Below are 13,392 nucleotides of genomic sequence, written 5' to 3'. Positions count from 1 at the left end.
CGGACCGTCATTAGCTGCGACTTCCGACGCTGACAATCGGCGAGTTGAACCGGCCTTCCCGATCTTGCGACCAACCACCGATAGTTAAAGCGATTTCGGCCCCTCTCGGGGGCCCAAGGCGAGATGGCGCCATGACCACCCTGTCCAGCCTCTGGACCGTATCCGCCGACGGCCAGCTCGGTATCCTGATGTCGGCGCTGTCGGGTATCGCGATGGCACTCGCGGTCGCGCTGGCGATGACGGTGTATTTTCGTCTGAGCTACCGGAGCTGGCGGGACGTGGCCCGGCATGGCCTTGCGGCGCTCGCCGCGCTCGCTCTGTTCGCCTTTGCCGCCTACGACATGCGCCACGCCGCGCTTGCCTATCTCGGCCTCAATCCGTCCAAGCCCGCCGTCGAGTTTGAGATCCGCATGCCCCGCGAGATGCTGACGGCCATGACCGACAGCCAGATCGAGTTGCACACCGACCGTAACCAGACGCTGGCGCTGATCGGCGGCGTGCGCGATCTCGCCGACGGCCGCGCGCTGCTGCGCGGCGCCGTCGCGCTCAACCACCGCACCGCGGACCGCATGCTGGTCGTGAACCTGCCGGGCAAGGGCACGTTCGAGTTCCGTCTCCGCCTGCCCGCCGAACCGCATCGCACCGGCGAGTTCGGCCCCTGGCACCTCGCCGACCGCATCGCCTCGCCGCTTGCCGGTCCGATCGCGCCGCAGGACGGCTACACGATCCGCTACCGCGTGCTTTAAGCTTTGTTCGGCGCGATCCATGCCGGCGCCGTCATCGTTCCGACGCGCGACAACGGGTAAGTTGGTCGCATGTCCGAATTTCGCCTGACCCAGATTTCCGACACCCATCTCGGCCGCCGCTTCCCTGGCCTCGTCGCCAACTTCCACCGGGTTTGCGAGCACATCGACGCCGAGAGGCCCGACCTCGTCGTCAACACCGGCGACGTCGCCTTCGACGGCCCGACCGGCCGCGACGATATGGTCTTCGCCAAAGGCCTGCACGACGCCCTGCCCGTCGCATGCCGCTACATCCCCGGCAATCACGACATCGGCGATAATCCGACCGCGATCGGGCCGGCGCCGAAGCCGCCGGTCAGCGAGGCGCATTGCCGGCAGTTCTGCGACATCATCGGCGAGGATCATTGGGCATTCGAAGCCGCGGGCTGGCGCTTCATCGGCCTCAATTCGCTGGTGATGAATTCAGGGCTCGCCTTCGAGGCGGAGCAATTCGATTGGCTCGCCTCGGAGATATCACTCACGAACGGCGGGCCGGTCGCGCTGTTCCTGCACAAGCCGCTGTTTCTCGACCTGCCCGACGATCCTGAAGCGCCGGAGACCTCGATCCGCTACGTGCCGCAGCCGGCGCGGGCACGGCTGATCGAGATGCTCGGGACGATCGATCTGCGCCTCGTCGCCAGCGGCCACGTGCACCAGCGGCGCGACTTCACCTTCCGCCACACCCGCCATGTCTGGGCGCCATCGGCCGGCTTCATCATCAACGATCGGCGGCAGGACCGGGTCGCGATCAAGGAAGTCGGATTGGTCGAATATCGCTTCCGCCCCGACAGTTTCGAGGTCCGCCATATCAGGGCCGCAAGCCAGGTGGATGTCGATATCGAAGAGCTCCTCGCCCAGATGGGCGGCGAGCACTAGCGCATCGATCGGCTCAGGCGATGCTCTTGAGATCCTGCTGGATCGCGGCGAGCAGGGATTGTAGCGCTTCGCTGTTCACCGGCCTGGCCGCAAGCTCATTGGCGGATGGCTGCCTGGCAGGTTGCACGGCCTTGACCGGGCGCTTCGGGAATGGTGGCGGTGCCGGCATCGCGGGACGGGTCAGATCGCCCTCCTCGTCGGCATGAACGAACTTGCCATGGATGACGTCGTCGCGACGGCCCATGATGAACATGGTCGTCCAATAGCCGGCCGCCAGCAGGATAACGCAGAAAACACTGATCTCTAACATCGCAACACCCAAAATATGCGCGATGATTCAATGCCTTCGTGGGCCCGTCAATGAACCGCCGGTCACACCTGCGGCTTTTGCGGGCAGGTGTGGCCATTTGGTGACTCTTTGTTAACCATTGAGGGACCTGCGGTCGGGTTTCATGGGAGTTCAGGAGCCCAGCGCGTCGAGAACGTGCCGCGCAACCACGGGATCGTCGAGGTAGCCCACGATGCCGTGGCGGTTGTCTGTCCCGTTGCGGACGTTCGCATAGTTCTCGATGGCAGGCGTAACCGGGAAGTTCGCGCCATCGAGCGGATAGAGCGCGACCACGTCCTTGGGGTCAAACGCATTGTACCAGGCTTTGGCAGGCGCCGGAAAACCGATCGGCCGGAGCTGGTCGCGGATGGCCCTGATACCCAGCGGCGAACCCACCGTGACATACGCACGCACGTTCAGCGTACGCCGGTCGGTCCGCATAACATTGTACGCCACGACCGACCCCAGCGAATGCCCGACCACCACGCAGGGCCGCTCATCGAAGCCGGCGCCGACGATGAGGTCGATCTGGTCGCGGACGCCTGACCGCGTCGTATAGAGAAATACGTCTCGCATCAGGCGTTCGATCCCGGACTGGCTCAGCCCGCCCCCGAAGCGATCGATCGTGCGGATGATCGCCTGCACCCATGCCCAATTCTGCGGACCTCGTGCAGTCGGGTTGTTGCCGAACTCCTGCTGCACCTGGGCATCCGTGATGCCGGCCTTGTTGCGGATCGACTCCGCGACGGAAGCCTGAAACCTTAGGAAATCGTCATCGACCGCGCTGCCGCGCGCCTGGATATCGTCGGTTAGAGGCACCTGCGCCTCGCGCGCAAGTTCGTCCAGACGATCGCCGTAATAGGGAAATGCCACTTCAAGATTGTCGGGGACGGTACGATTGATCTTGGCCGCGCCGCGTTTCAGCGTCTCCATCCAGATCGATTGCAACTCGACAGGATCCAGCCCCTGTTGCGAACGACCATGTACCAACACGAGACGTACAGGAAACGGATCCGCACGGCCTCTCGTCGCGATCAGCGACATCAGGCCGGCCGCACCCGCAAGAACTTCACGACGACGCATCGCTCTTCCTTTCGCGTCCGGTACCCGTGTTCGGCCGCGTTCGGCCGCGCACGATCAGCGGCTGGCGGTGGCCAGGGCTTCCAGCATCAATTTCATTCCAGGGGGACCGAACGTGGTCCAGAGCGACGACCGCAGGCTGTCCCTGGCCCGCAGGACCTGGTCCCGAAGCACCACATTGCGAGTGCGGATGAGCTGCCAGCCCTGCGAGAACATCGGGCAGAATGGCACGGCGCGCTCGGATATCCTGCTGTCCGACAGTACGTCGGCCAGCAGCGCAAGATCGAACAGCTCGCCTTCGAGGTCACCCGCCATGAAAGACCGCACCGAGGCGACCTGCTGCGGCAAATTGGCATCAGCGTAAGCATAGGCGGCGTAAATTCCGAGCGTCGGATCAATTCCCTTCAGCACACGAATCTGATCGGCAAGTCTCGACGCCGCCGCCGAGCGCGTTTGCCGGTCGCCTTCGATGCGGAGCACGCCGAACTGGGCCGACGTCGCCATGAGCGCCCGCAGCTGATCGAGGCGGGGTCCGGCCTCCTTGTACTCGCTCCATCGCCGGCTTGACGGCGACGGGGCATACGTGACGTCCGCCACACCGCCATTGCGGACGGTGAGCGACCCTATGAAGCCGGGCAATGCGGCAAGCACGGTCCCGCTGCCGTCCGCAAACACCAGCGCGGCCGTCATTGGAGAACCATCCTGGACGGGAATGTTCACGAGGCCGGACTGGTCGGTACCGTTGCCGGGTGCAACGATCTGCGCCTGCCTGCCGCCAGCCAGCCATGCCTCGCGCAATTGGGCGCCGGTGACCGAGAATCCGGTCGGTGCATTGAAGGTCGTGGCGGGCTGCTTCGCCACAATCAAGGATTGCTGGGCCGCGTTGAAGCCGGTGTTCGAAGCGACCTCCAGCTCTCTGACGGAATCGATCTTTCGCAGCGACGCAAGCGCTCCAACCGCGGTGCGATTGAATTGATGGGCGGCAACGTCGACCAGCGTCACATCTCGCGGCTGGTCGACCGCCGCGGTTACCGATCCGCGCACGCGTCCCAGGTAGGCATTGTCGGGGGATTCGATACGCGCATCGGGATATTGCGCGAGACTCGCATTTTGTACGCGTAACCGCTGCGGCACCTCGTCGAGCAGGAACGTTTTGAGCTTCCGGTTCGAGACCACGCTCACGCCCCCGACCGTTGATACCATATCGGGTCGGGGCTTGCGGAAGGCATCGAGAAAAGTCTCGGTGAAGACGCCCTGGAACTCATCGGCCGCCTTCTGACGAAATTCATAGGACGGCGCGCCGGGGCGGGTGCTGAAGAAACGATCGACTTCCGGAGAGGGACGTCCGGGGATGTAGCTTCCCAGCGGGAAAATCACCGTTCCATGCAGCAGCGAGCTGTCGAAGTCCGAATTGGACCGGCAGGCATCGCAGATGATCACGACGTTTGATACGGCGCTACGCCCGGCAAGCGCCACGCATTCCGTGAGGCTGACCGCCTCGTTGACATCGTCCGGAGCTCCGCTCAACAACCAGAACTCGTTGTTGCCAAACGCAATTCCATGACCGGAAAAGTAGATCACGAGCTGTGTCAGCGTGCCGCGATTGACGAACTCCGTCACGGCCGCCTTGAGCGCTACGCCAGTGACCGGCGCGACCTCATCCGTGATCAGCTTGACCTCGAAACCTTCCGTCGTAAGCCATTGTGCGATCGACTTTGCGCCCGAGACGGCCGCTCTCAGCACGGGCAAGTTGCCGGTCTTGTTGACCCCGATCACCACAGCGCCGCGCGTGGAGGCCACAGGCTGCGCTAGGACCCTTCGAGCCGCCAGCAACTGCCCCCAGACAAGTCCGCCGGCAAGCACATCGCGCCGCCGCATGCCCGCAACCTCATATCGCAGGACCCAATTGCTGACCCTATGGTAGTAGCATTTCCGCGTTTGCCAATCGGATTTTGCAGCCGTCGTCGGCCGCCCGGCCCTAAGCCAGGGGCGGCCAACGTGGTTTCGGGAGCACTCGCCTCAGGCCTTGTCCGGCCCGACCCGGACCAGCTGCTTGCCGAAATTAGCGCCTTTCAGCAGGCCGATGAAGGCGCCGGGAGCGCTCTCCAGGCCCTCCGTGACGAACTCCTTGTACTTGACCTTGCCGTCGCGGACCCAGGCGGACATGTCGCGCAGGAAGTCGCCATGGCGTGCGGCGAAGTCGGACACGATGAAGCCGCGGAAGGTCAGCCGCTTGGTGAGGATGTTGCGCATCATCGCGCCGGCCCATTTCGGCGGCTTGGCCTCGGTGTCGTTATAATGGGCGATCAGGCCGCAGACCGGCACGCGGGCAAACGGGTTGAGCTGCGGGAACACCGCCTCGAACACGGCGCCGCCGACATTCTCGAAATAGACGTCGATGCCTTTCGGGCAGGCGTCCTTCAGCTTGGCGGCGAGATCGGGATCGCGGTGATCGATGCAGGCATCGAAGCCGAGCTCCTTGACCACGTAGTCGCACTTGTCCTTGCCGCCGGCGATGCCGACTGCGCGCGCGCCCTTGATCTTCGCGATCTGCCCCACCGCCGAGCCGACTGCACCGGAGGCGCCGGCGACGACGACGGTCTCGCCCGGTTGCGGCTTGCCGATGTCGAGCAGGCCCGTATAGGCGGTCATGCCGGGCATCCCGAGCACGCCGATCGAGGTCGAGATCGGGCCGAGCCTGGGATCGACCTTGATCAGGCCCTTGCCGTTCGAGATCGCATGGGTCTGCCAGCCGGAACGAGTGCGCACGATGTCGCCGACCGCGAAATCGGGATTGTTGGACGCCGCAACCTCGCTGACCGCCTCGCCTTCCATCACCCCGCCGACCGGCACCGGCGCAGCGTAGGACGGCCCCTCGCTCATGCGCCCGCGCATATAGGGATCGAGCGACAGCCAGATCGTGCGCAGCAGAACTTCGCCCTGCCCGGGTGTCGGAACTGCGAATTCCTCCAGGCGAAAATCAGACGGTTTGGGTTCGCCGACGGGACGCGCGGCGAGAACGATGCGTTTGGCACTGTGCTGAGCTTGGGACATGGCTTCCTCCGAATTGTCTTTCGACGTGGACGGAAGCGGAGGCAGCTAGCCGCGTCAATACAAAAGCGGCGGAGCATGATGACGCTTCATCACAGCTCTCGTGTCCCGGACGCGCTGCAACGTGAAACGTTGCTGCGCAGAGCCGGGACCCATATGTGGACGGCCCCCGTGGCACAAGAGCTTTGTAAGGTTTGATCGGATCGCTTGCATCCATATGTCCGGCCTGTTGATGCGGCGTGTTGAACCGCGGGCCAAGATGGTTTTCGCGACGCGAGTTCCAATCAGAAGGGCGGTCTTGTTCGACCACTGGGTCCCACGGATTTGCTCGCATCTCGGAACGATCGATCGCACCATCTCCTCTGCTCTTGCAGCTCCGGTTCGGCCGGTGGGCGAGCCCGCCGGTCGGCCGAATCTCAACTACGCGGCGGCGGCCACTTCGGCATCGCTTTTGGCATCGAACCGCGCGCGGTCATAATCCTCTCCCGTCACCATCAGCTTCCAGGCGATGCGTGCAGTCTTGTTGGCCAGCGCCACGGCTGCCTGCTTCGGCGTCTTGCGCTGGAGTAGGTCGAGCAGCCAGCGCGATCCACGACGGCGCTTCCCGGTCGCTTGCTTGACGACCGCGGTCGCCCCGACCACAAGAAGTTGACGTAATCTCTCGTCGCCGGCTCGGGTTATCTTGCCGAGCCTGGTCTTTCCTGCGGTGGAATGGTCTTTGGGCGTCAGGCCGAGCCAGGCTGCGAACAATCGTCCCGAACGGAAGGCGTGCGGATCAGGCGCCTTCATCACCAGCGCGGCCGCCGTCACCGGGCCGACCCCCGGGATCTGCGCCAATCGCCGGCTCGTGGCATCGGCCCGGTGCCAGGCCCGCAGCTTGGCCTCGATCGCCTTCAGCTCGGTCTGCACCTGGTCGTATTGCCGAGCAAGCATCACAAAAAGCTCGCGGGCCAGCACGGGCACACGTTCGTCCCGCTCGATCGCGGCCAGAAACGCAGCGAGCTTGTCCAGCCCCTTGGCCTCGGTCAGACCGAACTCCGCCGCATGACCGCGGATCGTGTTGGAGAGTTGCGTGCGACGCCCGACCAATTGCTCGCGGACGCCAAGCAGCATCAGTGCGGCCTGCTGCTCCGCCGTCTTTACAGGCACATACCGCATCCGCGGCCGGCTCGACGCCTCGCAAAGTCCCTCCGCATCGCGTCCGTCGTTCTTGTTGCGCGGCACGTAGGGCTTCACCAGTTGCGGCGCAATCAGCTTGACCGTGTGTCCCAGCCTGCCGAGCTCCCGTGCCAAGTGGTGAGCAGCCCCGCAAGCCTCAATCGCAATCACCGTCGGCGGCAGCTTAGTGAAAAACTCCAGCATCGCCTTGCGGGTCAGCCGCTTGCGCAGCACCACCTGCTCGGATGCATCAACCCCATGCAGTTGAAAAATATGCTTCGACGTATCCATCCCAATACGGATAATCTGGTTCACGGACGGCTCCTGTGAATGGGTGTCTGACAACCTCATTCTGGCACAACTGATGCCGTAGGGGGCCGTCCACCCCATCAGATCTCGCGACACGCCCAAGTCCGGCGATGGGCTCCGGCTCTGCAGCGCATCACCGAAGTGGTGCTGCGCTGCGTCCGGGGCACCAGAGCGGAGAGAGACTAAACCCCGCCCGGATAATTCGGGCTCTCGCGCGTGATCGTGACGTCGTGGACGTGGCTTTCGCGCAGGCCCGCACCGGTGATGCGGACGAACTGGGCCTTCTCGTGCAGCTCCTTCATGTCGCGGGCGCCGACATAACCCATCGCGGCGCGAAGGCCGCCGGCGAGCTGGTGCATGACATTGCCGACCGGGCCCTTGTAGGGCACCTGGCCCTCGATGCCTTCAGGGACGAGCTTGAGCGTGTCCTTGATGTCCTGCTGGAAGTAGCGATCGGCCGATCCCCGCGCCATCGCGCCGACCGAGCCCATGCCGCGATAGGCCTTGTAGGAACGGCCCTGCCACAGGAAGACCTCACCCGGCGTCTCGTCGGTGCCGGCGAGCAGCGAGCCCACCATGGCGATGTCGGCGCCGGCCGCGAGCGCCTTCGCAAGGTCCCCGGAGAACTTGATGCCGCCGTCGGCGATGACGGGGATGTCGGCCTTCTTCGCCGCTTCCACCGCATCCATGATCGCAGTGAGCTGGGGAACGCCGACGCCCGCGACGATGCGGGTGGTGCAGATCGAGCCCGGGCCGATGCCGACCTTGATGCAATCCGCGCCCGCGTCGATCAGCGCTTGCGCGCCTTCCGTGGTAGCGACGTTGCCGGCGACGACCTGCACCGAGTTGGACAGGCGCTTGATGCGGTTCACCGCATGCAGCACGTGGCGGGAATGGCCGTGCGCGGTGTCGACGACGACGAGGTCGACGCCGGCATCGATCAGGCGCTCGGTGCGCTCGAAGCCGGTATCGCCGACAGTGGTCGCGGCGGCGACGCGCAGGCGCCCCTGCGCATCCTTGCAGGCGAGCGGATGAGCAACCGCCTTCTCCATGTCCTTAACGGTGATCAGGCCGACGCAGCGATATTGCTCGTCGACGACCAGCAGCTTCTCGATGCGATGCTGGTGCAGCATCCGCCGCGCCTCGTCCTGGCTGACATTCTCGCGGACCGTGACGAGGTTTTCGTGCGTCATCAGCTCGGAGATCTTTTGCTGACGATTGGTCGCAAAGCGCACGTCGCGGTTGGTGAGAATGCCGACCAGCTTGCCCGGAATGTTCTTGCCGGCGCCGGTGACGACGGGAATGCCGGAGATCCCGTGATCGCTCATCAGCTTCAGCGCGTCGTCGAGCGTGGCCTCGGGGCTGATGGTGAGCGGGTTCACCACCATGCCGGACTCGTAGCGTTTGACCTGCCGGACCTGTGCCGCCTGCCCTTCAGGGTCGAAATTGCGGTGGATGACGCCGAGGCCGCCGGCCTGCGCCATCGCGATCGCCATGCGCGCCTCGGTGACGGTGTCCATGGCCGAGGCCATGATCGGGATGTTGAGCGGAATGGCGCGGGTGACGCGGGAGCGGATGTCGACCTCGCCCGGCATGACGTCCGACAGGCCCGGCTTCAGCAGCACGTCGTCGAACGTAAAGGCTTCGCGGATGCCCTGAAGTTGCACCGTGGCCATTTGCCAACTCCTTCCTGCGGCCTTGCCGCAAATGCTGATGGATGAGCGCCGCCCTCGGCGTACCTTGCGGCATCGCCTTGAGAATCGGAGCCCATCGGTGGGGTTGACGCGGGTCGATAGCACGGCCGCGCGACGAATCAAAGCAATTCGGACCGCCGGCCAGCCATGCACAGGGTTTTTAGGCAATTTCAGCGGGGATAGGCTCGGTACGCCCTCCCCCCGCCGTCATTCCGGGGCGCGCCACTTGGCGCGAGCCCGGAATCCATTGGGCCGCAAGATCCGCTGCACGATGGATTCTCAGGTGCGCAATTGCGCACCATAGTTCGCGACTTCGTCGCGCCCCGGAATGACGAGAGTGGGGGAAGCGACCGCCCCGGAATGACGGGTGCCGAGGGGTCACACCGTCGTCACGCAGGAGTTAGGTGCCATGCGTCGTTCCACGATGGTCGCAGGCGGGCGGCGATGATAAGCCGCGAGTGATCCATCCCTCCCCCTTTCATTACCAATCCGTCATGGTCGACAAGCAACGTGTCATTCCGCTGATCGTCGCCACTGCTCTCTTCATGGAGAACATGGACTCGACGGTGATCGCCACCTCGCTGCCGGCGATCGCGGCCGACATCGGCACCAGCCCGCTGACGCTCAAGCTCGCGATCACCTCCTATCTGCTGTCGCTGGCGGTGTTCATTCCGGCGAGCGGCTGGACTGCCGACCGGTTCGGCGCACGCATGGTGTTCGCGGTCGCGGTCGGGGTGTTCATGGTCGGCTCGGTCGGCTGCGCGCTCTCGACCTCGGTCACCGACTTCGTCTTCGCACGCATCCTGCAAGGCATGGGCGGCGCGATGATGACGCCGGTCGGACGCCTCGTGCTGCTGCGCTCGGTCGACAAGAGCGCGCTGGTCAATGCCATGGCCTGGGTGACGGTCCCTGCCCTCATAGGCCCCGTGATCGGCCCGCCGCTCGGCGGCTTCATCACCACGTACGCGTCCTGGCACTGGATCTTCCTGATCAACATCCCGATCGGGCTGCTCGGCATCTTCATGGCGCTGCGCTTCATCGACCCGATCAAGAGCGAGACCCAGGAGCCGTTCGATCTCTACGGCATGGTGCTCGCTGGGCTGGGGCTCGCCGGCATCGCCTTCGGCCTGTCGGTTGCCGGCCTCAATCTGCTGCCATGGAGCACCGTCGCGGCGCTGGTCGTGGGCGGTGCGATCTCGATGACGCTGTATGTCCTGCACGCCCGGCGCACGGGGTCGCCGGTGCTGGACTTCTCGCTGCTGAGGCTGCCGACCCTGCGCGCGGCCGTGTTCGGCGGCTTCCTGTTCCGGCTCGGCATCGGCGCGCTGCCGTTCCTGCTGCCGCTGCTGATGCAGATCGGCTTCGGCCTCTCCCCGTTTCATTCCGGCCTCGTCACCTTTGCTTCCTCGCTCGGCGCAATGGGCATGAAGACGCTGGCGGCGCGCATCATCCGCACCTTCGGCTTCCGCAATCTGATGACGGTGAACGCGATCATCAGCGCATTCTTCCTCGCCGTCTGCGCGCTGTTCACGGTGACGACGCCGCTGCTCATCATCATGGTCATCCTGGTGGTCGGCGGCTTCTTCCGCTCGCTGGAGTTCACCGCGATCAACACCGTCGCCTATGCCGACGTCGAGACCGCACAGATGAGCCGCGCCACGACGCTGGTCAGCGTCAACCAGCAGCTGGCGATCTCGGCCGGCGTCGCCGTCGGCGCGGCTTGCGTCGAGACCACGATGTGGTTCAGCCATGTCAGCGAGATCAACGCCACCGTCTTTGCGCCGGCCTTCATCGTGGTCGCACTGGCCTCGGCGGCGTCGAGCTGGTTCTTCTGGCAGATGCCGGCGGACGCCGGCCACGAGATCTCCGGCCGCAAGGCCGTGGAGATCGCGAGCCGCAAGGGCGCCGGCAAGGGCGCGGAGAAGGCCGCCGTCAAGGCGGCGAGCGAGGATACGCAGGACGTGCGGGACCAGCGGCTGGGGTAGAAGCGGCAGCGGGCCCCACACACGTTGAGTCGTCCCTGCGCACGCAGGACCATAACCACAAAAAGGAGACGTTGCGCGAGGCTCCCACCCAGAGTCTTCGCCAAACTTCTCCCTGTGGGTATGGGTCCCGGATCGGCGCTGCGCTCCAGACAACGCTACGCGTTGTCTGGAGCTGCACTTGTCCGGAACGACAGTAGAGATTGGCTCAGGCAGTCCCGCCGCGAAATCCCGTGGCCAGCACGTAGCGTTCCGAGGAATCCTGCCGGCTCGCCGCCGGCTTGACGTGGCGCACGGCGGCGAAGTCGCGCTTGAGCTGGGCGAGCAGGTCGGCGTCGGCGCCGCTCTGGAAAGTCTTGGCCAGGAACGCGCCGCCGGGCTTGAGCACGTCGCAGGCAAAGGCGGCTGCGGTCTCGACCAGGCCGACGATGCGGAGCTGGTCGGTCTTGCGGTGGCCGGTGGTGTTGGCGGCCATGTCGGACATCACGACGTCGGCGCCGCCGCCCAGCATCGCGGTGAGCTTTTCGGGCGCGTCGTTGTCCATGAAGTCCAGCTGCGCGAAATCGACGCCGGGAATCTCGGGCATCTCGAGCAGATCGATCGCGACGACCTTGCCCTTGCCTTCCGTGGAGCCGACGCGCTTGGCGGCGATCTGGCTCCAGCCGCCGGGCGCCGCGCCGAGATCGACCACGGCCATGCCGGGTTTCAACAGCCGATACTTGTCATCGATCTCCAACAGCTTGAACGCGGCGCGCGAGCGATAGCCCGCGGCCTTGGCCTTGGCGACATAGGGATCGTTAAGCTGCCGCTCCAGCCAGAGCTTGGACGAGAGCTTGCGCTTGCCGCCGGTCTTGACCTTGGTCTTGACCTGGACATGCAAGCGGCCGGTGGTGTCCTTGGCCATCTCACCAGCTCCTGAGCGCGCCGTCCTCGCGCATCATCTCGACCAGCATGCCTTCGCGCAGGCCCCGGTCGGCGACTCGCAGGCGCGGCAGCGGAAAGGCGCGCCTGATCGCATCGAGGATGGCGCAGCCGGCGAGCACGAGATCGGCGCGCTCGACGCTGATGCAGCTGTTGGACGCGCGCTCCTCGTAGCTCATGCCGAGCAGCTTGTTGATGGTCGCGGCGATGTCGGAATCGTTCATCCAGATGCTGTCGATGCGGCGGCGGTCGTAGCGCGCAAGGTTGAGATGGATGCCGGCGAGCGTCGTCACCGTGCCCGAGGTGCCGAGCAGGTGCATGTCGGCGAGATCGCCGCCGTGCTCCTCCGCGAACGGCGCGACATGGTTCGCGACCTCCTGCTCCATCGCAGCGTAGATCTCCGGCGTCACGTCGCGTCCGCCGAACTGCTCGGCGAGCGTGACCACGCCATAGGGGATCGACATCCAGGCCTTGATGCGCGGCTCCGGATTTTCCGGGTCGCGCTCGATCCGCACCAGCTCGGTCGAGCCGCCGCCGATGTCGAACAGGATGGCGCCGCGCCCCCTCGGGTCGACCAGCGGCGAGCAGCCGAGCACCGCCAGCGCGGCCTCGGTCTCGCGGTCGATCACCTCCAGCTCGATGCCGGTCTCGGCCGCTACGCGGCTGCGGAACCCCTCGGCGTTCGAGGCCGCGCGGCAGGCCTCGGTCGCGATCAGCCGCAGCCGGCGCGCTTTGCGCAGGTTGATCTTGTCACGGCAGATGCTGAGCGCGGCGATGGCGCGCTCGATCGCGGCCTCGCTGATGCAACCGGTCGCCGAGACACCCTCCCCGAGCCGGATGATGCGCGAGAAGGAATCGACGACACGAAAGCCGTCCTGGGTCGGACAGGCGATCAGCAGCCTGCAATTGTTGGTGCCGAGGTCCAGCGCCGCATAGACGCCGGTTCCCGACGCCTGTGCGCCTGCCGCCGGTTCGGTGGCCAACGCCACTGCCGCCATCGACCGCTCCAGCTCGCCGTGCGGCGCATGGCCGTCGCGGAGCCGCGTGTGGTCATTCATACAAACTGTCTTTCCGCGGCCGGTCGGGCCGGTCTGGAATTGCTTTTTCGCCTGAAACATTAGCAGCGCGGCGGGTATGCGCAACAACGCATCACATGGGACCATGCCCATTCGTGCGTTGTCGTGAACGGGGTCGTGGGTTATCTCAGATAA

At 65.2% G+C, this 13,392-nt stretch carries 11 protein-coding genes; 3 read left to right on the top strand and 8 right to left on the bottom strand.

Going from position 1 to position 13,392, the window contains the following annotated elements; genetic code table 11:
• The first annotated feature begins 131 nt into the window (after positions 1-131).
• Both WI560_RS12120 and WI560_RS12115 read left to right on the top strand, forming a co-directional pair.
• Positions 132-746, top strand: coding sequence for an acriflavin resistance protein (locus WI560_RS12120; RefSeq protein ID WP_375308187.1), 615 nt, complete (start codon positions 132-134; stop codon positions 744-746).
• A gap of 69 nt (positions 747-815) precedes the next feature.
• Complete coding sequence (locus WI560_RS12115; protein ID WP_375308186.1) at positions 816-1,658, top strand: metallophosphoesterase family protein; 843 nt, start codon at positions 816-818, stop codon at positions 1,656-1,658.
• A 13-nt stretch (positions 1,659-1,671) separates the two neighbouring features.
• On the opposite strand, the gene WI560_RS12110 is transcribed toward WI560_RS12115, so the two are convergent.
• The 6 genes from WI560_RS12110 to guaB all read right to left on the bottom strand — a co-directional run bounded on the left by WI560_RS12110 (position 1,672) and on the right by guaB (position 9,260).
• The gene (locus WI560_RS12110) at positions 1,672-1,968 is read right to left on the bottom strand and encodes a hypothetical protein (RefSeq protein WP_375308185.1); all 297 of its coding nucleotides are present in this window, start codon (positions 1,966-1,968) and stop codon (positions 1,672-1,674) included.
• Between the two features lie 150 nt (positions 1,969-2,118).
• The gene (locus tag WI560_RS12105) at positions 2,119-3,069 is read right to left on the bottom strand and encodes a hypothetical protein (RefSeq protein ID WP_375308184.1); all 951 of its coding nucleotides are present in this window, start codon (positions 3,067-3,069) and stop codon (positions 2,119-2,121) included.
• A gap of 54 nt (positions 3,070-3,123) precedes the next feature.
• Positions 3,124-4,944 (bottom strand): caspase domain-containing protein, encoded by a 1,821-nt coding sequence (locus WI560_RS12100; protein WP_375308183.1) that lies wholly within the window; start codon positions 4,942-4,944, stop codon positions 3,124-3,126.
• A 141-nt stretch (positions 4,945-5,085) separates the two neighbouring features.
• Positions 5,086-6,120 carry an NADP-dependent oxidoreductase gene (locus WI560_RS12095; protein WP_375308182.1) on the bottom strand — a complete coding sequence of 345 codons (1,035 nt, stop codon included), beginning with the start codon at positions 6,118-6,120 and terminating at the stop codon, positions 5,086-5,088.
• Positions 6,121-6,537: 417 nt separating this feature from the next.
• Entirely contained in the window at positions 6,538-7,590 is a 1,053-nt protein-coding gene (locus WI560_RS12090; RefSeq protein ID WP_375306222.1) for an IS110 family transposase, read from the bottom strand.
• A gap of 176 nt (positions 7,591-7,766) precedes the next feature.
• A complete protein-coding gene (guaB, locus tag WI560_RS12085; RefSeq protein WP_375308181.1) occupies positions 7,767-9,260 on the bottom strand; it encodes an IMP dehydrogenase in 1,494 nt (497 codons plus the stop codon).
• Between the two features lie 512 nt (positions 9,261-9,772).
• Here guaB and WI560_RS12080 point away from each other — a divergent pair.
• Entirely contained in the window at positions 9,773-11,263 is a 1,491-nt protein-coding gene (locus WI560_RS12080; protein WP_375308180.1) for an MFS transporter, read from the top strand.
• 205 nt (positions 11,264-11,468) lie between these two features.
• Here the strand turns inward: WI560_RS12080 and WI560_RS12075 are convergent, their stop codons facing one another.
• Positions 11,469-12,164: an RlmE family RNA methyltransferase gene (locus WI560_RS12075; protein WP_375308179.1), complete on the bottom strand. Its 696-nt coding sequence runs from the start codon at positions 12,162-12,164 to the stop codon at positions 11,469-11,471.
• A 1-nt stretch (position 12,165) separates the two neighbouring features.
• Positions 12,166-13,239, bottom strand: coding sequence for a Ppx/GppA phosphatase family protein (locus tag WI560_RS12070; protein WP_375308178.1), 1,074 nt, complete (start codon positions 13,237-13,239; stop codon positions 12,166-12,168).
• Positions 13,240-13,392: the final 153 nt, after the last annotated feature.

It is taken from the genome of Bradyrhizobium sp. A11 (assembly GCF_042077125.1).
In the GTDB taxonomy this organism is placed as follows: Bacteria; Pseudomonadota; Alphaproteobacteria; order Rhizobiales; family Xanthobacteraceae; genus Bradyrhizobium; species Bradyrhizobium japonicum_B.
Note: the sequence above shows the minus strand (reverse complement) of the source record. Positions and strands in the feature narration are given on the sequence as shown.

Coding starts and splice junctions, on each gene's coding strand:
- WI560_RS12095 (WP_375308182.1), bottom strand. CDS start 6,120: ATGTCCCAAGCTCAGCACAGTGCCAAACGCATCGTTCTCGCCGCGCGT.
- WI560_RS12110 (WP_375308185.1), bottom strand. CDS start 1,968: ATGTTAGAGATCAGTGTTTTCTGCGTTATCCTGCTGGCGGCCGGCTAT.
- WI560_RS12070 (WP_375308178.1), bottom strand. CDS start 13,239: ATGAATGACCACACGCGGCTCCGCGACGGCCATGCGCCGCACGGCGAG.
- WI560_RS12120 (WP_375308187.1), top strand. CDS start 132: ATGACCACCCTGTCCAGCCTCTGGACCGTATCCGCCGACGGCCAGCTC.
- WI560_RS12105 (WP_375308184.1), bottom strand. CDS start 3,069: ATGCGTCGTCGTGAAGTTCTTGCGGGTGCGGCCGGCCTGATGTCGCTG.
- WI560_RS12075 (WP_375308179.1), bottom strand. CDS start 12,164: ATGGCCAAGGACACCACCGGCCGCTTGCATGTCCAGGTCAAGACCAAG.
- WI560_RS12080 (WP_375308180.1), top strand. CDS start 9,773: ATGGTCGACAAGCAACGTGTCATTCCGCTGATCGTCGCCACTGCTCTC.
- WI560_RS12115 (WP_375308186.1), top strand. CDS start 816: ATGTCCGAATTTCGCCTGACCCAGATTTCCGACACCCATCTCGGCCGC.
- WI560_RS12100 (WP_375308183.1), bottom strand. CDS start 4,944: ATGCGGCGGCGCGATGTGCTTGCCGGCGGACTTGTCTGGGGGCAGTTG.
- guaB (WP_375308181.1), bottom strand. CDS start 9,260: ATGGCCACGGTGCAACTTCAGGGCATCCGCGAAGCCTTTACGTTCGAC.